The following is a 20,227-nucleotide window of genomic DNA, read 5'->3' as shown; positions in this document are numbered from 1 at the left end:
CTCCTGGTCTGCAAATTCAGCCGTTACGATTTATCAGCCGATTAACCACTGACGCCGATGAGTCCTTCCACGAAGGTGCCCGCCAATTGAATACTCCTTCGAAACGCTCAGCGGATAGACGGGAGTTCTTTGGGCGGCGCGCCTTAGTTGGAAATTCCGACGTACTTATTTCTTTGATTTTTGCGTTGGGCGCACCCAGTCTTGCTGCGCATTCGTTTATATGGCTGGCAAAGCCACTCCAGTTCGTATCACCCGTGCCCGTCAAATGATAAATGCCGTAATCCGCGAAATTGCTCGCATTGCAAATGTTTGCAGCCGCATGGAGCACTGCATCCGCGATATCCAATGCCGATGTCGGATTGCCCCATTGGTCAGCCACAACCGATATCTCATTTCGTGTTTCTGCCAAACGTAGCATTGTCTTCAGGAAGTTCTTGCCAAAGGGACTGTAGACCCAAGCCGTTCGAAATATCAGATGCTTGGGATTGGCCGTCGCCACCAATCGTTCGCCCTCAAGTTTTGTCGCGCCATACACACTTTGCGGACCTGTCGGGTCAGATTCTACGTAAGGACGATCTGCCTCTCCGGAAAAGACGTAGTCAGTCGAGATGTGTATGACCGGAACACCGATAGCCGCCGCGGCGGCGGATACTGCTTCTGCACCAAGTGCGTTGACGGCATGAGCCTTGTCTGGTTCATCCTCCGCCTGATCCACGGCAGTATAGGCCGCTGCAGAAACGATTAGATCCGGCCGGGCCGCTCGCACCAACGCATCAATCCCTTCTGGATGTTCAAGATCCAGATCCGGTCGGCCAACAGGGATAATGCTGGATCCAGAATGGTATACGCTTCGTTCGACTAGGCTTTGAACAACCTGTCCCTGACGCCCGGTGACGAGAATTTTCACCTAACATCCTTTCGTGCTTGGCCATCCTGTTCTCCCAGCCGTTCACCAGCGTATTTGCCTTCACGTATGGGGGCCCACCACCAGGGGTTGTCTAAGTACCACTGAATTGTCTTTGCCAAGCCGGTCTCGAAGGATTCCGCCGGAGACCATCCTAGTTCACGATCGATCTTGGATGCATCGATGGCATAACGTCGATCATGTCCCGGGCGATCGGTGACAAAGGTGATCAGGTCGCGATAGGGCATGCCATTGGTCCTCGGTCGCTTCCGATCCAGAATGTCGCAGATCGTCTGGACGACAGACAGGTTAGTTCGCTCAGAGCGACCACCAATGTTGTAACTTTCACCGACGACGCCTCTCGTTGCCACCGTTGCAAGCGCACGAGCATGATCCTCGACATATAGCCAGTCGCGTACGTTTGCTCCCGCGCCATAAACCGGCAGAGGTTTCTCGTCGAGAGCGTTCAGGATAACGAGCGGAATGAGTTTTTCAGGAAAATGGAAGGGACCGTAATTATTCGAACAATTGGATAGGACGACGGGCAACCCATAGGTTTCATGCCACGCCCTTACCAGATGGTCGGACGCCGCCTTAGAGGCAGAATAGGGGGAAGAGGGCTTGTAAGGCGTCTCTTCAGTAAATATGCCACTGTCGAAGGGAAGATCTCCGAATACCTCGTCGGTAGAGATGTGATGAAATCGGAAAGTCTCTTTCCGCTCGTCTGGAAGCTCTCGCCAATAGGTAAGTGCGGCGTTGAGCAATCGATAGGTCCCAACGATATTCGTTTCGATGAATACGGCGGGTCCATCGATAGAGCGGTCTACGTGGCTCTCAGCAGCCAGATGCATGACAACGTCGATGTTTTCTTGGCGCAGAATATCAATTATCGCAGCCTCGTCGCCAATATCGGCCTTCACGAAACGATAGTTCGGATGGTTCTCTATTTGTCGGAGAGATTGCAGGTTGCCGGCGTAGGTGAGCTTGTCGACATTGACGACACGATTGGCCGAATCGCTGACCAGATGCCGGCAGACCGCTGAGCCAATGAAGCCGGCGCCGCCGGTAACGAGAATATTCATAAAGGCGCTTCCCTTACCCAAAAATGTCCGATTCCGCCAAATTTCGCGCGCTTCTGTCTTTATCAGAAAGCTGGACCGCGGATGAGGGAAACGGCCATTCTATGCCGATGTCTGGATCGTCGAACCGAATGGAACGATCATGCTCTGGCGAGTAATAGTCAGTCACTTTATAAATGACTTCCGTGTTCTCTTCCAAGGTGACAAACCCGTGGGCAAAGCCCTTCGGGATCAAAATCTGGTTCCATTCGGCTGCCGAAACGACCAAAGACACCCATTTACCGAAGGTTGGCGAGCTCCTCCTGATGTCGACCGCGACATCGAGAATCGATCCTTTGACCACTCGGACAAGTTTGTCTTGGGCTTGCGGGGGTAGTTGGTAGTGCAAGCCGCGTATCACGCCTTTCGCGGCGGAAAAGGAATGGTTGTCTTGGACGAAGGTGAGGGGAACTCCGGCCGCAGCGAAACGCTCAGCATTGTAGGTCTCGGAGAAGAAACCGCGAGCATCTCCAAATTTTTGTGGGCGTATTTCGAGGACACCCTCAAGGCCCAACGGTATGACTTCCATTATGCGTTCCCTAGTTCCTGCGCTCTGCGCTTCAGATAGCTTGCATACTCAGTCTTGCCCATCCTGGACGCGCGATCCAGAACCTTGTCGACTGATATCCAGCCGTTATCCAGCCCTATTTCCTCCGGACACGCGATCTTAATCCCTTGGCGGTGTTCGATCGTGCGCACGAAAGACGAAGCCTCATGCAGGCTGTCGTGCGTTCCGGTGTCAAGCCATGCGTAACCACGTCCCAGTTGCTGCACAGTCAACTCGCCGCGCTCCAGGTAGATATTGTTGACGGTGGTAATCTCCAACTCGCCGCGAGCCGACGGGCTTATGGACGAGGCAATGTTCACAACGTCATTATCATAGAAATAGAGGCCCGTGACTGCCCAGTTGGACCGGGGCTCATCTGGCTTTTCCTCTATCGAAAGCGCTTTGCCGGTTTTGTCGAACTCGACGACGCCATATCGATTGGGATCGTCGACATGGTAAGCGAATACGACTCCACCCCTATCGAGTTTGGCAGCTCTCTGGCAGATTTCCGGTAGGCCACTCCCGAAGTAGATATTGTCACCCAGGATCATTGCGACGCTATCGTCACCGATGAAATCCCTCCCGATGATGAAGGCTTCGGCAAGCCCGTTGGGCTGAGCCTGTTCAGCGTAGCTGAATTTCACACCGAACTCCGTTCCGTCTCCGAGAAGCTTCTGAAAGAGCGGTAGATCATGCGGTGTCGAAATCACTAGGATTTCACGGATTCCGGCTAGCATAAGAACGCTCAGCGGGTAGTAAATCATAGGCTTGTCATAGATAGGGAGGATCTGCTTTGAAACCGCGATGGTCAAAGGATACAGTCTGGTACCACTGCCTCCCGCTAAAATTATGCCCTTCATTTCGATCCAATCCCCACCAACAATAGATTGCGGCCGTTGTTTGTCGCTGCAATTTTCCTAATTTCAAGCACCTAGTTGGTTTCACCGCCGGGATCAATATGCTACCGACGCCGGACCAGACGATAACCCCGCGAAGTTGTATGCAAAGATCTTCCTGTCCGCCCAAAATCACCGGCGTGATTGTCAGTTACAATCCCGATATGGACGCATTAAGGCATTTGGCCGCGGCGGTCGCGCCGCAATTGGATCAGCTGTTGGTAGTCGACAATGGCTCTTCTGTGGACGTCGGACTTGGCGACGCCGTGCCTGCCGAGGTCATACGGCTTGGCGCCAACTTTGGGATCGCGCGGGCCCAGAATATTGGAATCGAGAAAGCTCGCACCAACGGCTCAGACTATGTGCTCCTATTGGACCAGGACAGCGTTCCCGCATCCGACATGGTTGCGACCCTTCTCACTGCAATTTGGGTCAAGGAAGCAGAGGGCTCAAAGGTCGCCTGTGTAGGGCCTCGTTACACCGACAGCCGCAAGCTGGACGCCGCGCCATTTGTCAGGCTTGAGGGGTTTCGGCTAAAGCGGCAGGCATGCGCGCGCCCAACCGCAATCATCGACGTCGATTTTCTTATCGCATCTGGATGTCTCATCCCTCTTTCTGTCATCGAAGCAGTGGGTGACATGGTTGAGGAAATGTTCATTGATTACGTTGACATTGAATGGGGTCTGCGGGCCCAGAGCAAGGGATACCGTTCCTACGGAGTTTGCGGAGCCCTCATGGAGCATGCACTCGGAGATGAATCGATCTCGTTCGGCAAGCGCCATGTCCCTGTTCACAGCCCACTTCGCCACTACTATCACGTTCGTAATGCGATTTGGTTATGTCGCCAGCCGTGGCTAACAAAGCGTTGGAGGATCGTGCTTCTGTGGCGGGTGGGACGCCAGATCGCGTTCTTCAGTATAATGACTGCTCCTAGACTTCAACATGCGCGAATGATGGTTATCGGTCTGTTCCACGGGATTATAAATCGGATGGGAAGAAAGTAAGGTTAGCGTGAGTGATCAATTGCCTGGAAAGCGACATCACCAGTCTGCGTCCATTTCTGTCTGCATCGTCACTTACAAACCGCGATGGTCAGTCCTGGAGGCGACGTTGAGAAGCCTCAAGACTGCCCTTAATCTTGCTGCAATTGATGCGAATGTCATGATCGTGGACAATTCTCCCGTTGACGATGTTACGCGGTGGATTCAAACGAGTATGCCGGATTTCCAGCTGACAATAATTTCGGGACACGGAAACATTGGCTTCGGCAGAGCCAACAATTTGGCCCTAAAGTGGAAGAGTTCACTGCATCTCGTACTTAATCCCGATGTCGACATGGATTCTGCGGCACTGCAGCAAGGGATACAGTTCATGTTGTCCAACCCGGCCTGCGGCCTGCTGACCCCTGCCGCATTCTCGCCAGATGGAGGCCGTCAACATCTCTGCAAACGCTATCCCGCCGTCTTTGATCTGTTCCTTAGAGCATTTGCACCCGCGTTTCTCCGGCAGCTCTTTGACGAGCGGCTGAATCGCTACGAGATGCGCGACGAGATTGGCGAGCAGCCTGTGTGGGATCCTCCCATCGTCAGCGGATGCTTTATGCTGTTCCGGGGGGACGTTTTTCATGAGCTGAAGGGCTTCGATCCGAGATACATGCTATACTTCGAAGACTTTGATATCTCGCTGCGCGCTTCTGCGATTACCCGGATCGCATACGTTCCTTCGGTCAAAATCGTACATGGTGGTGGAAATGCGGGCAGGAAGGGAGCCTGGCATATCTGGCAGTTTGCTCGTTCTGCCGCAAAGTTTTACTCAACTTACGGTCTAAAAATTCTTTAACCATGACGAGCAACGATGACGAGAACGCCTTCTCCAAACTGGAGGCCATGTTGCGAGGCCGGGCAGAACGAAAGATCAATGCCCTCTGGGACGCGGTCGGTGCTCTAATCCCCCGCTTCACACGGGCAGAATGGGCCAACTACTTCAGGGCTGCCGGATATGACCCGGAATGAACAGGATCTGCTTGTCGATGGCGATGTTCTCTGACGCAAATCGATGGCTCGGTTTTTTCCTCAGCCCGCTCCGTTATTATTCCGAGCACATCGGTGCAATGTTGTCTTCATCGGAACCGGATTGTTACTAGCGTTGAGTTCATGCCCGTTACCGCGTATTTGAAAGGTATAATCAATGGCATGGACGCATATATTCGAAACTGAAGTCGACGGACGAAAGGTCGAGGGCTTCAGGTACGACGAGGGCGATCTGAAGGTAGTAACCGTTCAAAAGACGGACTATGTCGGCGAGGTAATCAGGGACGATTCATCTATAGCAATCACGAACCCGCTTCTCGCGGGCGACAAAGTCGAAATTCATGCTCCAAACTCTGACGAGCTCCATCGAGAGTTAATTATCGATGGAGAGTTCCCCGACGCAGACGCCGCAAAGATAGTTGCGCTATTCGACTGAATTTGTCGGCTTCGGCTCACTGGGTCTCTTCACCATCGATTCATCGATCACAGGATCTGCTCTGGTGCATGCTAGGTCTGAGGTGCGTTCTACGGAACTTCGCTCGATGGGTTTAGCGCAATTTAGCGCGGCAGTACTGGAAGGCCCTCGTTCCGCTTCCAATACCTGCGGTAAACGGCTTGCATGAATTCGCCTCTATCTCGAATCCGTACGTCGCCACCGATTCCGAGGCAAACTGTATGTAATTGCGATTTGAGAGATCGACATCAATGACGTCCGAGGGACGGTTCCCAATTCGGCAAAGCTGGTCGCTATTCTCGATCGGATCGACAGTTGAGCGAAAGTGCATGCGATCCACAACGGACCGCAAAAACTCGCAACCGCTTGGTGTCCGCGTCAAACCTAGTTTACTTGCCATGTCGTTATAATATTGCATCTCCAAGGCGCGCCGATTGTCCTCGCCATTGGTAAATACATAGATGGGGCCTCCACGGTTTTGCGCCGTCTCGCGCACACGATCCGCATAAATCGCCGTTTCAGGAAAGCTGCTCTTGATGCCAAGAAAGGCAGTTTGCGGCGGAAACAAAGTCGCCAACCAACCCAAAGGATTGGTTTTGGGTACAAGGAGGACCGTCGCCCTTTCGGGTTGTTCTAGGGCAGTAAGGTTCGTGTGGTATAGGGGATACGCCCAGCCTTCATGGCCCCATGTGCGACCGCCAATTACTACAATTGCTGTAGCAAATGTGAGAACCCAGGCGCAAATCCGACGGGCGCGCAAATAGGGATACAGTTGGAAAAGAAGAATGAATGTGACAAGCGGCGACAAAACTTCGAAAGCAACGGTATATCTGTAGATGCTGAAAACAATCATCCAGATAAAGAAAGCAGATGAGACGAAGACGACTATGAATTTTGAGCGGTCGTCCATTGGCCTTCCGGGACGTCTCGCAAGTCTTCGCCACAGCGACTGGGAGATCCAAGCGATAAAAAAAACATAAACGACAGACCAAATTATCTGATAGACGTGCAATTCGCCAACGCGGCGCGAATTAATTGACAGAATAAATGGCCACGTTACGTATTCTATTACTCCACGCGGCAGCCAGCGCACGTCGGCAACATTTATCGGCTGGGCCAGAGGGTTAGGGAAGAGATTGCCGAACTGCGGAAAGAGCGGATTTCCAAACTCCTTCCACATCAGGAACATCCAGATCCCACCCGATGCCGAGAAGCCGGCGAGTACGGCGACCCCAAATAGAAAGCTGGTGCAAATCCTCTTCGTAGTCGCGCCCGGGCTGCACACAAGCAGAGAAATGCAGATCGCCAGAGCAGAAGTACCGTTAGTGAGCTTCAGGCCAACAGCCAGCCCTACTAATATACCTGAGAGAAAAAGTAGGCATACGGCTCTCGTGTCGAAGTGGTCGAGCATTCTCCATTGCGAAACAATCAAATATACTGCACCCAAAACCAAGAGTGCTGTAGTATTGTCTCCCATGCCGTTGCCGACTTCAGAACGGAAGTTTGCGGTGAGGCACCCCGCAAGCGCGAGTAAAATAGGTAGCCTATGCTGATCCTCCGGTGCAAGCGACGTCAATACCTTGCGCGCTATGCCAAGAACGAGCACAAAAACCAGCCCGTGCATGGTACCTTGTAGAAAGGCTGACAAGCGCGAAGGAAGATACTCATTCAGCCAATAGGGCAGAAAATCCAAAAAGGGATTGAAATACCCTTGGAAGCCGCCCGCTCCCAGATCCATTCCGAACTTGCCGTTCAGGAGCGCAAATGGACCATATCGATGATAGTTGTACAGGTCCCAGTTCGCATCGGCGCCCAAGTGAACAGAATATAGGCCGAACAGAAACGGCACTATGATGACCGCGTATCGCGTGGCTTCGCGTTTATTCAACCCGGCAAGGATAAAGCTTCGCCTCAGCTCTTCTTGTCTTTGCGTAATCACAAGGTTCCCCAACCGTAGGTAGGCCTGAAAACCCACCGTTTTTTCAAAGCAAAACTAATCGCCAAGCCGCATCGAACCGGACGCCGTAAACCCGATGATACCCACAAGGCCAAAGCGAAAGGGAAGCGGCTCAGTCATTCGAATGGATTCTCCACGAGCCTGGTATCGACAAATAAGCCAATCGTCTCGTTTCGGTGCGGCCACGCGTGACAATGTCCAAAACGAGCCCACATGTCAGCAACAGCATTCCGAATAACGTTATTGACGCGCAAAGAAGGGCGGTCGGCAACCTGGGTACAAGCCCGGTTTCAAGATACGTCACCAGCAGGGGCACGGCTAAAACGATCGCGATGAAAATGCAAACCATGAAGCCAAACGCGAAAAAAGGCAGCGGTTTCTCCGCTTTATATAGCCGAGCTATGGTCAATAATATTCGCAAACCATCCCGATAAGTATTTAACTTACTGGTCGAGCCAAGCGGTCGCGCTCGATACACGGTATCTATTTCGGCAACAGGCATCCGCAATTCTAGCGCATGAATTGTGAGTTCCGTCTCTGTTTCAAATCCGGCAGCGTGCGCAGGAAACGATTTCACGAAGCGCCGTGAAAATACGCGGTAGCCAGACAGCATGTCAGTCAACTGACGCCCAAAAAGGGTCGCGACACAGGATGTTAAGAGTTTGTTTCCGAAGCGATGGCCCGGCCGATAGGCCGCGTTATGATCGGACCGTCTGCACCCAACCACCATATCAAGGCCCTTTGACGTAAGCTCGTTCACCAACACAGGTGCAACAGATGCGTCGTAAGTGTCATCGCCATCAACAAGAACGTAAATGTCTGCCTCGATATCCGCAAACATACGGCGAATGACATTTCCCTTGCCTTGTTCGCCGACGTTATTGACGATTGCGCCCGCGGCTTGCGCGCGCAGAACAGTTTCGTCGGATGAGTTGTTGTCAAAAACATAGATGGTTGCGTCAGGTAAGGCGGACTGAAAGCCCTTAACCACGGCCGTAATTGTTAGCGACTCATTATGACAGGGAACTAAGACGGCAATGGTTCTATCTTGCATATCGGTCGCCAACTGTATGCTGGAAAATGGATGAATACTTCGCCTGCGCCCGTATCGGCCGGAATTGGAGCGTCGGTATATGACCGTGTCCAGACTCTAGTCAATTGAGATCCAGAGCAGGAGATCGGTGGCTTCATAGTTGACTGCACGGTCTGCGGCAATACGATCCCGAATTTTTTGACCGCCGCTGCCGGTTTCTTGGGCGTAGGCTAAACTCGTTGATGTCTTGCGGATTAAGCCGTTCGTGATTGAGGGCTTGAGCAACAACGTGGGGGAATGGTGCAACGAGGCCGGCTTGCCGCAATGCTCGTCGCACGGCCTTCGTAGAGCAGCGCCTCGGCTTCCGAACTGCTGGCGATCTTCGGCTTGATCTCAAGGCGCAAATCTACGTCGAAAAACCAAACAAAAGGCGGATGACGGCGAACGCATTCGACCGCCGAGGACGGTCCATGGAGACGGAAAGTGTCTCACTTTCGCAGCCTCAAAGTTCAGATGAGACAATCGAGGAAAAAAGCGATGCATAATCAAGGAGAGAAAATCGGAATGGTGGGCGATGAGAGACTCGAACTCCCGACATCCTCGGTGTAAACGAGGCGCTCTACCAACTGAGCTAATCGCCCTCGATGCTCTGTGTCATCGTTCGGTGCAGCGTCTCTAACGATATTGAGAAAGAACCGCAAGCCTCTTTTTGAGTTTCCGTGCAATTTGCTTGTGGGCGCCGCTCTTCCCCATAGCGGGCATTCTCTGTAGAGGTGCGGTTGAATAAATTCGGAGCGAAAATGACGACGCGAGAGCAGCGGCTGGCCCTTCGGCAGAGCACCCCCCGGACCTTTCTGGATTATGCCCACACGGAAGAAGCGAGGTTGCTTCCCGACCGCGGCAAGCTTCTTGACAAGCTGCCGAAAGGTGGGATCGTGGCTGAGTTGGGGGTCGCACAGGGCGCCTTTAGCGAGGAGATCGTTGCACGCAACCAGCCGCAGCGGCTCTATCTCATCGATCCCTGGAATATGGACCGATACTCAGAAGGCCTCAAAATCATTAATAACAAATTCGGACGGGAGATCGCCGAGGGCAGCGTTGTCATTCGCCAGGGTACGTCGCTCGATATGCTGTCCCAGTTCGAGGACGGCACGTTCGATTGGGTCTATATCGACACCGATCATTCCTTCGCGCTCACATGGCAGGAGCTCCTGCTGGCGGACCGCAAAGTGAAGCCGAATGGCAGAATCGCCGGTCATGATTTCTGCACGGGTAACACGGTCAAACCCGTCGTTTACGGGGTCGTCGAGGCGGTCAACAAGTTCTGCGTGGAGTACGGCTGGCGCTTCGAATTTCTGACGCTCGAGCCGGATGCTCACTTTTCCTACTGCCTCAAGCGTATCAGCGCATCGCGATAGCCCTCAGCAGCTTACATATCGATCGTGCCGAGTTCCTCCTTGGCTTCCAGATACCACTCGACGAAAGCCTTGGCGCCTTTTTCTAAAGGGGTGTTCGGCTGGTAGCCTGTCAGGGCTAGGAGAAGGTCGGGGCTTGCAAAGGTGCGGGGCACGTCGCCCTTCTGCATGGGGAGCATGACGTGCTTTGCTTCGTGCCCCATTGCATTCTCCACCTTCTCGATGAAGTCCATGAGCCTGACCGGTTGCCCGCCGCCGATATTGACGATGCGGAAGGGTGCCTGATGCGAAAGGGTTTCAATTCCTATTTCAGTGACGCGGTTGGTTTCTGACGGAATGACGTCTGACAACCTGACCACCGCTTCGACCAGATCGTCAATATAGGTGAAATCGCGGCTCATATTGCCCTTGCCGTATATCTCGATCGGCTTGTCCTCGATCATGTTCTTGACGAACTTGAAGAGCGCCATGTCGGGCCGGCCCCACGGGCCGTAGACGGTGAAGAAGCGGAAGGCCGTGGTCGGAATCTTGTAGAGATGCGAATAGCTGTGCGCCATCAACTCCATCGACTTCTTGCTGGCGGCATAGAAGCTCAGTGGCTCGTCGGCGCGGTCGGTCTCGCGGAAGGGGACGGTCGTATTGGCGCCGTAGATCGAGGAGGTCGAGGCAAGCATGAGATGGCGAAGCTCAATACGGCTTGCCAGCTCCAGAATGTTCCAGGAACCCTCGATGTTTGAACGCAGATAGGCCTGCGGATTTTCGATGCTATAGCGCACTCCGGCTTGTGCCGCGAGATGAATGAGAACATCCGGTTTTGCTGCCAAAACGGCGGCTTCCAGCGCTGCCTTGTCTTCGAGCATGGCAACGACAGGGCGGAAGGCAGGGTATTGCATCAGTGCGGCATGACGCATCTCCTTCAGCCTGACATTGTAATAGCGCGTCAGTCCGTCGAAGCCTGTTACCTCATGCCCATCCTGCAACAGGCGGCGGGCCAGATGAAAGCCAATGAAGCCTGCCGTTCCCGTAATGAAGTAGCGCATTTCTACCTTTTTCTCGGGTCTCCTGCCGATGGCAAGTCACCGAATCCGTATTTGATCGCTTCACTTATCGGATAGATGCTCCAGAGATCAACAATCACCTGGATTTTCGGGGCTTTTAAGCGGTCCAAGGCGAGCGCACAAAGGGTGCGGCTTCGATTACAGGAGCTGATGTCAGTAGCAATCTCTCGAGATCGTCGCGTAGGCAATCGGCTCGAACACATATATCTCTATTTCTATGGCAATATCTTGCCAGCTTCGCCTGAGGAACTTCTGAGAAGGCGTTCCTTATAGATTGACGTGGCGGATGCCTGTGCGATCGCCGCCGCGATGGCGCAGAGTCCGAGCGGCCCTTCCCATTAACAGGACGAGGTCGGATTCAGGGAACGGGCGTCAATGGCTATATGCTCCCTCCCGCCGCCAACACCGAAAACCTAATTGCGTGAGTGTGCTTCATCGCTTGAGCACCCAAACGGTCTTGCCGTTCTGCGACGCTTCGATGCCGGTTTTCGTCCGGGTCAGTTGAAGGCATTTTTCGGCATCCCCCGGCCGCGGCCTTATGCAAATCCCGTCCGGAGCGGCCCTCCACGTCGGATTTATGCTCACCAGGCTATCGCTGATCGTTCCACCGCCATCCGGACGAAACACAAGGATGTTTGAGGCTTTTCGTTTGACGACGACCATCTCCCACGGCTTGCCGTCGGCGATGACGCTGGAAAGATGTTCTTCGGCTCGCGCCGGTACGCCGGCGAAAATCGCGAGGGCGATCAATGGCATGAAAAATCGGCAAGAAGAGCGGTCGCTTAGCAAGCGAACTGTGCGCATTGCGTATTCCTTTGCGTGAGTATGACCGTCTAGGGGTGATCGAGGGATAAAACTGAGCGGGCGGAAAGTGGCCATGCTCCTCCGCCGGTGGTGATGTTGTCGCGATAATCGCCAACGCGTTCGGCAAAGTCATCACGAGATTTATTTTGATTTGTTAAGCGCGCCAGGCCTTATGTCTACGCATAGCTGTCACCCGGTGGGATCATTCGGCATGTCTGCGGCAGCGCAAGTTGGTACAAGCGCCGGGCACCGAAATATCCTAACTGTCGTTTCGGCATCGTCACAGCGCAAGTCTTTCCGAAACCAAAATGAGCATCACGATCGGACCGCCGAGAAGCGCACCGTACAGGATCGTCGCGAAGAACAGGTTTGCGAGCAGGTGAAGCATGGTCTTGCGCGTCATGGCTGCACGCCGGCCCGTCTTTCGGATTCAAATCGCACAGGCCCCAATTTCATCTCGGCCATCCGCACCTTGCCTGTCCAGACATCGAAGATCCTTCCATCCCTTCTGAAGATGAGGATGATCAGCCATTGCCCGGTGCCGGGCTTGCCGCATGCCGCCTCAAGGACCATGACGGCAAGTTGAATGGATCCGACAGCCAGCAGGGCCGCAGCTGGTCTTGCTGTCTGTTTTGAAGCCATAGCTCTGTACCAAAAAATGAAGTCGGATGAGGTCATGCTCTGCCGTTTCCAAGTTGCATGGCTTTCCATTTGCGCTTCGACAATTGCAGAAACATGACTGGATTTGCTTTTCTGCGTGCAATGCTGCGGCAATGCGAAAGGAACAGATGGGGTCGCATGGAGCGCACGGACGGGTCATGAGACCGCCGAGCGCACCCCACGTCTCCATGACAGGAAACTGCCAGCTGGAGATTCCGGCACTCAGTCGAAGCTGAAATGTTGAAGAGCGATCGAAACGAGAACTGCAAAAATAGTCGACAGTAAAAGAATGCCCGATGTCGCTAAAAGCGAGCCTGTCACACTCAGTTCGTGGGAGAGCCCTGCAACGTGAGCGATTGCAGACACAGCTGCTGCAGCCAGCGCAATCAGGGTTGCCAAACCGCAGAAGAGCACGACGGCCACAAAGCCATCGATCACAGCGTCTATCAGGGAGTTCCCATCGTTCATGATTGAACTCTCCACGCTTGCCGCGTGTCCCCGGGACCATTTCACCAAAAAATGATCTAAGCTACAACTAAAATAAAAAGTCAGTGTTTCCGAAACGTTATACGTGTGTTCCCAGCAATACCGCGCCGGCAACCGGCGAAACGATATTCGTAGATTGTCCCAGATTTCGCCATTTGCAGGAGGCCAGATCCCTCGTGTTGACCGGCCTCACCTTTTTCTACCTCGTCAGGGCTGAGTGTGGGGGCGTAGGTCAGTTCCCGCCATCCCTACGATCGGCGGCGCCCTGTCGGATTTCTTGACAACCAATTGAAAAAGGTGCCTCCCGTTCAGGGAAAGACACCCTTTTCGTGCCGACTCTGAAGGCGCCAGCAGGACAGAGATTAGCGGAAGGAGCGCGGTCTGTAATCGGACCAAGGTCCCATACTTCCATCGTTCATTCGGGTCAGTGACCGACCTGTGCTTCGGTGGTTATCAAGTCGATAAAATCGTCCCTATCCATCACCCTTGAAACGATGCCGTTCTCATGGTTGCCTCCTGTTTGTGAGGAGAACAACACGGTCCTGGCGGGAGTTCTAACCCTCGGATCTGAGGGGACGCTAATCCTCTTCCGCGGCACGAATAACCTCCTCATTTCCAGCCGGCCGACAAATTCAGTCGAACAGTGCAATTATCTTTACGGCGTCCGCTTCTGAGAACTCTCCGTCGATGATCAACTCTTGATGGAGCTCGTTAGAGTTTGGAGCATGAATTTCGATTTTTTCGCCGGCGAGAATTGGGGCCGCTATTGTTATGGATGAATCGTCCTTGATTACGTCGCCGAAATAGTCCGTCTTTTGAACAGTTACTACCTTCAGATCGCCCTCTTCGTACCTGAAGCCCTCGACCCTTCGTCCGTCGATCTCAGTTTCGAATATATGCGTCCATGCCATTGATCATACCTCCCAAACGCGCGGTGCAGTTTTACCCGGTGCAACACGACCCCGCAACGGGCATGAACTCAACGCTAATTACAATCCGGGTTCCGGTGAAAACGACATTGCGCCGATGTGCTTGGAATAGTAACGCAGCGAGATGAGGAAAGAACCGAGCCATCGATTCGTATCAGAGAACATCGCCATCGCGTTAGGCGTGACGGTGATTTTTATTGCCCTAGGGCTGTGGCCGAGAAGCAGCGCCGAAACATGGTCTCTGGTAACTTTATCATTCATGTGCATGACGGTTATCGGCGCATGTCTGATCATTGCCGGCTTGGTGGATAAGCGAGATACAGCCCGCAAAGCCGCATAGCACTACCCGGCACGTACCCGTAGCGGCACCGGCGACCCGTTCCAAGGGAGATCGCCAGTGCCTTCGCCGTGGGTAACCAGCCCCATCCTCGGCGCAACGGAAGACTGCAGCGGTCGGTGGCCGAAGATATCCTTAAAATGTCGGAGATTTCGCAAAAGGCAGAGGCGCGGTCCCTCGTGCAGACCGGGCCTTCCCCGTTGGCACCTCGTCAGGGCTGAGCATGGCGGAGGGTCGATTACGCGCATCACTGTTTATCGTCAATCCGGGCCGATCTTTGGGCGGCCTTTTCATTATCCGCATGCCGGAGCAGGCGCGCCGTACGATCAGGCTGTCGACATGGACGAAGGGTTTGATCTCGTCGACCTCGCACGGTCGGCGGTCGCAGATCTTGCGGCTTTGGCGCTCGGCACGGCGTATCTGATTGCCTTCGACAGCGACGTGGAGAGCCTTCAACGCAAGGGCAACGCCCGTCCTTGGACAGAGCGATCAGGAACTTCATCCGCAACGCGATCGACCACGGCAACGGCAAAGGAATGATCGAGGTCGTGGTCCTGTCGGGCGGCAAAGTGATCGTCGCCGACGAAGGCCAGGGCATCGCCCCGGAATATGAGGACCTTGTTTTCGAACCATTTTACCGCGCGGTTCCGAAGAGCCGGGGCGCGGGTCTGGGGCTTAACCGTGTCAAGCAGGTCGCCAAAAACGATGGCGGAAAAGTCGGCTTCGAAAGTGGTCCGTCGGGAATAAAAATTTTCGATCCAGCATCTAAGATGCGGTACGTGGAGGTCCATGTAATTGTGTCGCAATTGTTCGCTTCGAATGTCCGGTCATCGTGATGACCGGAGGCCAACGAGCAACATGCCCATCAATTTGCATTCACACCGTCGATTTTTCAACCAGCCCCTTTTCAACCAGCCATCCAGGGCATCGTTCCTGGGATTTATTGCCTTACTGATAACGGCAGCCGTTTCCGGCTGCTCTGCCGTGCCGCTCAAGGAAGCAGGAACGCTTGCCTCCTACAAGAACCTTGGTCCGTCGAAGGGGACGCTCGCCAAGAAACGGCTCTATGTCGACGGGCAGCAGCTGGCACGGGTAAAGACGGTCGCCATCGTCCCGACGGTCTTCTCTTTCAGTGCTGCGTCCAAAATCAAGTCCGAGGCCGACCGGTCCCTGGTTTCCAATGCTCTCGACCGGGCCCTGTGCGCGGCACTGAGTGACAAATACCAGATGGTCCCGGCCGGTCAGCCGGCAGATCTGACCGTTCGCTCGGTTGTCGCCGACATCGTTCCGACCAACAAGGCAGTTGCCGGGGTCGCGACCGTCGTCAGCGTCGGTTCGGGCTTTGCCCTGCCTGTGAGCGTACCGCGCCTCCCCTTCGGCCTTGGCGGCCTGGCGATCGAAGCCGAAGCCGTCGACGCCACGGGAATGCAAAATGCCGCAATGCTATGGGCGCGTGGCGCAAACTCCATTCAGGACAATCCCCGCGTTTCCGAGGTCGGGGACGCCTATGGTCTCGCAGCGAAATTCGCCGGCGACTTCTCACGGGTGCTGATCGCCGGAAAGGAACCGAAGGGACTGAACCTTTCGCTTCCGTCGAGGCAGCGCGCCCGCTCCTGGCTCGGCGGAAAGCCGAAATATGCTGCCTGCGATGCGTTCGGCCGCGCACCCGGACTGCTTGGCGTGCTCGCTTCGAAGTACGGCGCTCCGCCGCAGTGGACGGAAAGGAAGTCAAAGCCTGTAATGACGCATTGACTGAGGTGCCAGCCCAGGCGCCATCCAGCCCTCCGCGAAGGTTTGGAAGAGGCGCCAAGGAGATCGACCGGCCTCGCTGGTCGAGGACGGGCGGAGACAGCGCCGGAACCCCAGGCATTGCTCTGCCCGCCTGCACTTCGCCTGCAGGGAGCGTCAGGTCCTGACGATCTCGCTGAACGGCGACTCGCCTCTGATGACAAGTGCTCGACCCAGCCGGGAATGCGTCGCAGGGGACGACCCGATGCAACATTCTTTCCTTTGTATGGAGACATTGTATTCTGATGTCGCAGACACACTTCGACTTGAGGAAAGAGTATGCGTGTCGACCATTCTAAAATTCGTTCGAAGACAGGATCTGGCCTGGCCGGCTCGCCCGGTGACCTGAAGCGCCAGGTCATGACATGCCGGGACGGTCGGCACCATTTGAGGTGCATGGCGCTCGGTGTGATCATTGTTGCCGCATCGTCTTTGAGCTCGCCGGCGTCCGCCGCCAATGTTCTCGAACGAGCGATCGAGGCCGCTCAGCCCTGCAAGCCTTTGAAGGTCAGGCAGCAGGTTTTGGGCGTCAAGGTCGAACTGGGCATCGACGAGCTCGACTTCGTCAAAATCGACACGATCGAGATCAGAGTGAACGGGGATTTGGCCGAGGCAAGCGCACTCGGCACGCTCGCATGCAAAACGTCGGACGATGCCCCTCTCAAGGGCGGCTTTTCAGCAAAGGCCCGAATTCACCTGCAGGCAAATCTCGCCACCTGCATAACGAACGCAAGTTCGATCGATATCATCGAGGCAGAGGGAGAGTTTGGTGACGTTGTCACGACGTTCGAACCCGAGATTTCGGCCGCCCTTCGCAAGGGTGTGGAGAAGGCGCTGAAGAAGCTCTGCGCGAGCTGAAATCGAAGGGGATATGTGAAACGAGGTGATCGGTCTGCAAGCAGGCAGCTCCGTGCCTCAGGCACGCTGCGTCGTCAACGGAGATAGTGGATGTGCGGCCGGGCGTGATAGGGCGAGGCTTCGACGCGCGCATCCACCGAGAAAACGTCCCTGAGGACCTCTTCGGTCAAGACTTCGGCCGGTGTGCCGGCCGTAACGATCTTCCCGCTCTGCATGACGATGAGCTCGTCGCAAAACATGGCCGCATGGTTGAGGTCGTGCAGGGCAATGATGCTGGTGACCGGCAGACCGGAGACGAGCCGCATGAGGCTGATCTGGTGCTGGATATCGAGATGGTTGGTCGGTTCGTCGAGGATCAGTTCTTTTGGCGACTGCGCCAGAGCTCTTGCGATATGGACGCGCTGCTTCTCCCCACCGGACAGGTTCTGCCAGCGATCATGTCGCTTGCCGGTCATGCCGGCCCGCTTCAACGCTTCCTCAACCGCCTGATCGTCGGCGAGCGTCCAGCCGGAAAACATCGAGCGGTGCGGAAAGCGTCCGAGCTTGACGACATCCACGACCCTCAGATCGGCGTTTGTTGTCGAATTCTGTTCAACGAAGGCGACGCGCTGCGCGATCGTGCGGCGTCCGATTGTCCCTATGTCCTTCAAATCGAGCGAGATGCGCCCGGAATTGGGGCGCTTCAGGCCGGCCAGAAGCCGCAGCAGTGACGTCTTTCCAGAGCCGTTCGGGCCAAGAAGGCCGAGCATCTTTCCCTGTGGCGCTTCGAAGGAGACGCCATCAATTATGGTCTTCCTGCCAATTTTCCAGACGAGGTTTTCGGCTTTGATGCTCATGATGCGCGCTGGAACCGGTAGAGAATGACGGAGAAGAAGGGAACGCCAACCAGCGCCGTGACGACCCCGATCGGCAGGACCTGCTGCGGGATGAGCGCGCGCGAGGCAATGTCGGCAAGCACCATGAAGATTGCGCCGACAATGGCGCAGGCTGGGAGAAGCCGGATATGAAGCGGACCGACGACGAAGCGTGCCGCATGCGGCACGACCAGACCGACGAAGCCGATCGAGCCGACCATGCTGACGATCGTAGCCGTCATCATTGCGGTAAGCGCAAACAGCACGATGCGGACCCTTCCGACGTTGACACCGAGAGATGCGGCTGCTTCGTCACCGAAGGCAAAAGCATCCAGAACCCTGGCATAGAACAGGCAGACGAGAAGCCCGAAGCCGACGACGCCGGAAACCAGCATGAACTCCGGCCAGCGCACGCCGCCGAAGCTGCCAAGCAGCCAGAACATGACGTCGCGAGCCTGCTGCGCATTGCCGGAAGTCGTGACCACGTAGGATGTGGCGGCGTTGAAGAGCTGCGAAGCGGCAACACCTGCAAGAATTGTCCGGTCAGCGCCGCCACGCGTACCGTTGGACAGCAGCGCCACGAAAAAAAATGCCGCAAATGCGCCGGCAAAAGCCCCGGCCGACAGCGAAACCGCACCTGCACCAACGCCGAGAATGACGATGGCGACTGCGCCGGTGGACGCGCCGGCGGAGATACCGAGCACATAGGGCTCGGCCAGCGGGTTGCGAAGCAGCGATTGCATGATCGCACCCGACAGAGCCAGTCCCGCGCCGCAGAAAGCGGCCACGAGCGCGCGGCTGAGGCGATAATCCCAGATCACGGTCTCGTGGATGCGGTTGAGTTCCACCGCAGTCCATCCCAGCCTGTTCGTGACGGCGGCAAACGTCGTGGTAAGCGGGATCGGCAGGTCGCCGATCCCGACACTGATGCCGACGACCAAGCCGACCGCCACAAGGGAGGCCAACAGGAGGACACCGAAGGGGGCAGCCTGCTGGAAGGAGCGGTTCGAGGCGGTCACTTGAGCAGGCCGAGCGCTTTCAGTTGTTCGGCCACCTGTTCGGCGCCGTAGATGGTGCGGATCGTCGGGTTCATGGCCTGGCCGTCCATGACGACGATTGCCTTGTTTTTCACCGCCGGCATCTGGCTGGCGGCCGGATCGCTGTTCAGGAACTTGATCTTAGCCTCCGGCTTGTCGAGTTCCCAGCGGTTGCGGTCGAGATTGGCCACGACGATGACATCCGGATTGGCGGCTATGATGCTTTCCCACCCGAGTGTCGGCCATTCGGCTTCCGCAGTGACGGCATTCTTGCCGCCGAGGAGATCGGCGATGAAGCCGGATGCGGCGTTCTTGCCCCCGAGATAGGCGTCTGCGGAAGGAGACTGGCTGGAGAACCAGAAGACGTAGGAAAGCTGCTTGCCATCCTTGGACACGCTGGTGCGCAATGCCGCTTCACGCTTCTTGAAGTCGGCGATCAGCGCCTGACCACGATCGGCGACGTCAAAAATCTGCGAAAGCTCGTCGATCTCCTTGTACAGCAGATCCATGTTCCAGAGCTGGTCGCGGCTGCCGTACTCGTTCTTGACCTTTTCGGTGCTGAGGCAGGTACTGGGCGAAATGTAGCTTGGTATGCCGACCTTGTCGAAGTCCTCGCGCTTGGCGACCTTGCTCGTCGGTCCGATCAGGCTTGGCAAAGCCGCTGCCACGAAATCCGGGTTCTGCGCCAGAATCGACTCGAAGGTCGGAAACTCGACAGACAGAAGCTTAACCTTCTCATTGGCTTCGGCGAGCTGCGGCAGAACCTTGCTCGGCCAGAATGCGGTGCCGGCCATTTTGTCTTCCAGACCGAGAAGCAGCATGATCTCCGCGCTGTTCTGGCCAAGTCCGATGGCTCGCTCCGGAGCCCTGGCGATGGTAACCTTCGCGCCGCAATTGTCGAGCGTCAGCGGATACGTGGTCGGCGCGGACAATGCCGGCGTCGCGATCAGGCCGAGGACGGTGAGCAGTCCGGGAACCGTAAGGGACTTGAAAACTTTCATGAAAACTTCCTGTTCTTCGAGCCCCCAAGATGGGGATTCTAAGGGCGCGGGCGGTATAACC

At 55.5% G+C, this 20,227-nt stretch carries 22 protein-coding genes, 1 tRNA gene and 1 pseudogene; 8 read left to right on the top strand and 16 right to left on the bottom strand.

The genetic code is table 11. The annotated features are described in order from the left end of the window. Positions 1-16: 16 nt before the first annotated feature. From rfbD to rfbA, 4 genes are read right to left on the bottom strand one after another with little or no spacing between them, the layout of a single operon-like run. Positions 17-907, bottom strand: a complete 891-nt coding sequence (rfbD, locus tag ACR9ZQ_RS38715) for a dTDP-4-dehydrorhamnose reductase (protein WP_481430527.1) — start codon at positions 905-907, stop codon at positions 17-19. After that, positions 904-1,986 (bottom strand): dTDP-glucose 4,6-dehydratase, encoded by a 1,083-nt coding sequence (gene rfbB / locus ACR9ZQ_RS38710; protein WP_481430526.1) that lies wholly within the window; start codon positions 1,984-1,986, stop codon positions 904-906. Before rfbB ends, rfbD begins: the two co-directional genes overlap by 4 nt. Positions 1,987-1,999: 13 nt before the next feature. Next, complete coding sequence (gene rfbC, locus ACR9ZQ_RS38705; RefSeq protein WP_481430525.1) at positions 2,000-2,551, bottom strand: dTDP-4-dehydrorhamnose 3,5-epimerase; 552 nt, start codon at positions 2,549-2,551, stop codon at positions 2,000-2,002. Further along, on the bottom strand, positions 2,551-3,429 hold the full coding sequence (gene rfbA / locus ACR9ZQ_RS38700) for a glucose-1-phosphate thymidylyltransferase RfbA (protein ID WP_481430524.1): 879 nt from the start codon (positions 3,427-3,429) through the stop codon (positions 2,551-2,553). Before rfbA ends, rfbC begins: the two co-directional genes overlap by 1 nt. Positions 3,430-3,569: 140 nt before the next feature. Between rfbA and ACR9ZQ_RS38695 the strand changes: the two genes are divergently transcribed. The 4 genes and pseudogenes from ACR9ZQ_RS38695 (at position 3,570) to ACR9ZQ_RS38680 (ending at position 5,931) form a co-directional block, all read left to right on the top strand. Beyond that, a complete protein-coding gene (locus tag ACR9ZQ_RS38695) occupies positions 3,570-4,469 on the top strand; it encodes a glycosyltransferase family 2 protein (protein WP_481430523.1) in 900 nt (299 codons plus the stop codon). A 7-nt stretch (positions 4,470-4,476) separates the two neighbouring features. Beyond that, complete coding sequence (locus ACR9ZQ_RS38690; protein ID WP_481430522.1) at positions 4,477-5,304, top strand: glycosyltransferase; 828 nt, start codon at positions 4,477-4,479, stop codon at positions 5,302-5,304. A gap of 11 nt (positions 5,305-5,315) precedes the next feature. Further along, positions 5,316-5,477 (top strand): annotated as a pseudogene (locus tag ACR9ZQ_RS38685) (IS630 family transposase); the annotation flags it as partial. Positions 5,478-5,652: 175 nt separating this feature from the next. Next, the gene (locus tag ACR9ZQ_RS38680) at positions 5,653-5,931 is read left to right on the top strand and encodes a hypothetical protein (RefSeq protein ID WP_481430521.1); all 279 of its coding nucleotides are present in this window, start codon (positions 5,653-5,655) and stop codon (positions 5,929-5,931) included. A 112-nt stretch (positions 5,932-6,043) separates the two neighbouring features. Here ACR9ZQ_RS38680 and ACR9ZQ_RS38675 read toward each other — a convergent pair whose 3' ends face one another. The 3 genes from ACR9ZQ_RS38675 to ACR9ZQ_RS38665 all read right to left on the bottom strand — a co-directional run bounded on the left by ACR9ZQ_RS38675 (position 6,044) and on the right by ACR9ZQ_RS38665 (position 9,580). Beyond that, positions 6,044-7,888, bottom strand: a complete 1,845-nt coding sequence (locus tag ACR9ZQ_RS38675) for a hypothetical protein (protein WP_481430520.1) — start codon at positions 7,886-7,888, stop codon at positions 6,044-6,046. Positions 7,889-8,018: 130 nt separating this feature from the next. Further along, positions 8,019-8,960, bottom strand: a complete 942-nt coding sequence (locus ACR9ZQ_RS38670; protein ID WP_481430519.1) for a glycosyltransferase family 2 protein — start codon at positions 8,958-8,960, stop codon at positions 8,019-8,021. A 544-nt stretch (positions 8,961-9,504) separates the two neighbouring features. Beyond that, a tRNA-Val gene (locus ACR9ZQ_RS38665) sits at positions 9,505-9,580 on the bottom strand. Positions 9,581-9,739: 159 nt separating this feature from the next. Here ACR9ZQ_RS38665 and ACR9ZQ_RS38660 point away from each other — a divergent pair. Then, positions 9,740-10,357, top strand: coding sequence for a class I SAM-dependent methyltransferase (locus tag ACR9ZQ_RS38660; protein WP_481430518.1), 618 nt, complete (start codon positions 9,740-9,742; stop codon positions 10,355-10,357). An 11-nt stretch (positions 10,358-10,368) separates the two neighbouring features. Here ACR9ZQ_RS38660 and ACR9ZQ_RS38655 read toward each other — a convergent pair whose 3' ends face one another. The 6 genes from ACR9ZQ_RS38655 to ACR9ZQ_RS38630 all read right to left on the bottom strand — a co-directional run bounded on the left by ACR9ZQ_RS38655 (position 10,369) and on the right by ACR9ZQ_RS38630 (position 14,273). Then, on the bottom strand, positions 10,369-11,394 hold the full coding sequence (locus ACR9ZQ_RS38655) for an NAD-dependent epimerase/dehydratase family protein (RefSeq protein ID WP_481430517.1): 1,026 nt from the start codon (positions 11,392-11,394) through the stop codon (positions 10,369-10,371). A gap of 450 nt (positions 11,395-11,844) precedes the next feature. Then, complete coding sequence (locus ACR9ZQ_RS38650; RefSeq protein ID WP_481430516.1) at positions 11,845-12,216, bottom strand: hypothetical protein; 372 nt, start codon at positions 12,214-12,216, stop codon at positions 11,845-11,847. A 280-nt stretch (positions 12,217-12,496) separates the two neighbouring features. Continuing rightward, the gene (locus ACR9ZQ_RS38645; protein ID WP_481430515.1) at positions 12,497-12,619 is read right to left on the bottom strand and encodes a hypothetical protein; all 123 of its coding nucleotides are present in this window, start codon (positions 12,617-12,619) and stop codon (positions 12,497-12,499) included. After that, the gene (locus ACR9ZQ_RS38640; RefSeq protein WP_481430514.1) at positions 12,616-12,927 is read right to left on the bottom strand and encodes a hypothetical protein; all 312 of its coding nucleotides are present in this window, start codon (positions 12,925-12,927) and stop codon (positions 12,616-12,618) included. The genes ACR9ZQ_RS38645 and ACR9ZQ_RS38640 overlap by 4 nt, the downstream gene beginning before the upstream one ends. Positions 12,928-13,098: 171 nt before the next feature. Next, entirely contained in the window at positions 13,099-13,344 is a 246-nt protein-coding gene (locus tag ACR9ZQ_RS38635; RefSeq protein WP_481430513.1) for a hypothetical protein, read from the bottom strand. A gap of 650 nt (positions 13,345-13,994) precedes the next feature. Then, complete coding sequence (locus ACR9ZQ_RS38630; RefSeq protein ID WP_481430512.1) at positions 13,995-14,273, bottom strand: hypothetical protein; 279 nt, start codon at positions 14,271-14,273, stop codon at positions 13,995-13,997. Between the two features lie 831 nt (positions 14,274-15,104). On the opposite strand from ACR9ZQ_RS38630, the gene ACR9ZQ_RS38625 reads away from it, so the two are divergent. The 3 genes from ACR9ZQ_RS38625 (at position 15,105) to ACR9ZQ_RS38615 (ending at position 17,274) form a co-directional block, all read left to right on the top strand. After that, positions 15,105-15,464: a sensor histidine kinase gene (locus tag ACR9ZQ_RS38625; RefSeq protein WP_481430511.1), complete on the top strand. Its 360-nt coding sequence runs from the start codon at positions 15,105-15,107 to the stop codon at positions 15,462-15,464. Positions 15,465-15,486: 22 nt separating this feature from the next. Further along, positions 15,487-16,380 carry a DUF3313 domain-containing protein gene (locus tag ACR9ZQ_RS38620; protein ID WP_481430510.1) on the top strand — a complete coding sequence of 298 codons (894 nt, stop codon included), beginning with the start codon at positions 15,487-15,489 and terminating at the stop codon, positions 16,378-16,380. Positions 16,381-16,695: 315 nt separating this feature from the next. Beyond that, a complete protein-coding gene (locus ACR9ZQ_RS38615) occupies positions 16,696-17,274 on the top strand; it encodes a hypothetical protein (protein ID WP_481430509.1) in 579 nt (192 codons plus the stop codon). Positions 17,275-17,348: 74 nt separating this feature from the next. On the opposite strand, the gene ACR9ZQ_RS38610 is transcribed toward ACR9ZQ_RS38615, so the two are convergent. Genes ACR9ZQ_RS38610 through ACR9ZQ_RS38600 form a run of 3 tightly spaced genes read right to left on the bottom strand, consistent with a single transcriptional unit; the run spans position 17,349 to position 20,166 of the window. Beyond that, the gene (locus ACR9ZQ_RS38610; protein WP_481430508.1) at positions 17,349-18,110 is read right to left on the bottom strand and encodes an ABC transporter ATP-binding protein; all 762 of its coding nucleotides are present in this window, start codon (positions 18,108-18,110) and stop codon (positions 17,349-17,351) included. Beyond that, positions 18,107-19,147: a FecCD family ABC transporter permease gene (locus ACR9ZQ_RS38605; RefSeq protein WP_481430507.1), complete on the bottom strand. Its 1,041-nt coding sequence runs from the start codon at positions 19,145-19,147 to the stop codon at positions 18,107-18,109. Before ACR9ZQ_RS38605 ends, ACR9ZQ_RS38610 begins: the two co-directional genes overlap by 4 nt. Continuing rightward, on the bottom strand, positions 19,144-20,166 hold the full coding sequence (locus ACR9ZQ_RS38600; protein ID WP_481430506.1) for an ABC transporter substrate-binding protein: 1,023 nt from the start codon (positions 20,164-20,166) through the stop codon (positions 19,144-19,146). Before ACR9ZQ_RS38600 ends, ACR9ZQ_RS38605 begins: the two co-directional genes overlap by 4 nt. Between the last annotated feature and the right edge of the window lie 61 nt (positions 20,167-20,227).

The organism is Rhizobium sp. KNZ14-9A, from assembly GCF_056755015.1.
The sequence above is the reverse complement of the archived record's forward strand: the minus strand, read 5'-3'. Positions and strand labels throughout refer to the sequence as shown.

Bases quoted from the DNA above. Each gene is read 5' to 3' on its own strand.
- rfbB (WP_481430526.1), bottom strand. From the start codon at position 1,986: ATGAATATTCTCGTTACCGGCGGCGCCGGCTTCATTGGCTCAGCGGTC.
- rfbC (WP_481430525.1), bottom strand. From the start codon at position 2,551: ATGGAAGTCATACCGTTGGGCCTTGAGGGTGTCCTCGAAATACGCCCA.
- rfbA (WP_481430524.1), bottom strand. From the start codon at position 3,429: ATGAAGGGCATAATTTTAGCGGGAGGCAGTGGTACCAGACTGTATCCT.
- ACR9ZQ_RS38695 (WP_481430523.1), top strand. From the start codon at position 3,570: ATGCAAAGATCTTCCTGTCCGCCCAAAATCACCGGCGTGATTGTCAGT.
- ACR9ZQ_RS38680 (WP_481430521.1), top strand. From the start codon at position 5,653: ATGGCATGGACGCATATATTCGAAACTGAAGTCGACGGACGAAAGGTC.
- ACR9ZQ_RS38670 (WP_481430519.1), bottom strand. From the start codon at position 8,960: ATGCAAGATAGAACCATTGCCGTCTTAGTTCCCTGTCATAATGAGTCG.
- ACR9ZQ_RS38660 (WP_481430518.1), top strand. From the start codon at position 9,740: ATGACGACGCGAGAGCAGCGGCTGGCCCTTCGGCAGAGCACCCCCCGG.
- ACR9ZQ_RS38655 (WP_481430517.1), bottom strand. From the start codon at position 11,394: ATGCGCTACTTCATTACGGGAACGGCAGGCTTCATTGGCTTTCATCTG.
- ACR9ZQ_RS38650 (WP_481430516.1), bottom strand. From the start codon at position 12,216: ATGCGCACAGTTCGCTTGCTAAGCGACCGCTCTTCTTGCCGATTTTTC.
- ACR9ZQ_RS38645 (WP_481430515.1), bottom strand. From the start codon at position 12,619: ATGACGCGCAAGACCATGCTTCACCTGCTCGCAAACCTGTTCTTCGCG.
- ACR9ZQ_RS38640 (WP_481430514.1), bottom strand. From the start codon at position 12,927: ATGGAAAGCCATGCAACTTGGAAACGGCAGAGCATGACCTCATCCGAC.
- ACR9ZQ_RS38635 (WP_481430513.1), bottom strand. From the start codon at position 13,344: ATGAACGATGGGAACTCCCTGATAGACGCTGTGATCGATGGCTTTGTG.
- ACR9ZQ_RS38630 (WP_481430512.1), bottom strand. From the start codon at position 14,273: ATGGCATGGACGCATATATTCGAAACTGAGATCGACGGACGAAGGGTC.
- ACR9ZQ_RS38620 (WP_481430510.1), top strand. From the start codon at position 15,487: ATGCCCATCAATTTGCATTCACACCGTCGATTTTTCAACCAGCCCCTT.
- ACR9ZQ_RS38615 (WP_481430509.1), top strand. From the start codon at position 16,696: ATGCGTGTCGACCATTCTAAAATTCGTTCGAAGACAGGATCTGGCCTG.
- ACR9ZQ_RS38610 (WP_481430508.1), bottom strand. From the start codon at position 18,110: ATGAGCATCAAAGCCGAAAACCTCGTCTGGAAAATTGGCAGGAAGACC.
- ACR9ZQ_RS38600 (WP_481430506.1), bottom strand. From the start codon at position 20,166: ATGAAAGTTTTCAAGTCCCTTACGGTTCCCGGACTGCTCACCGTCCTC.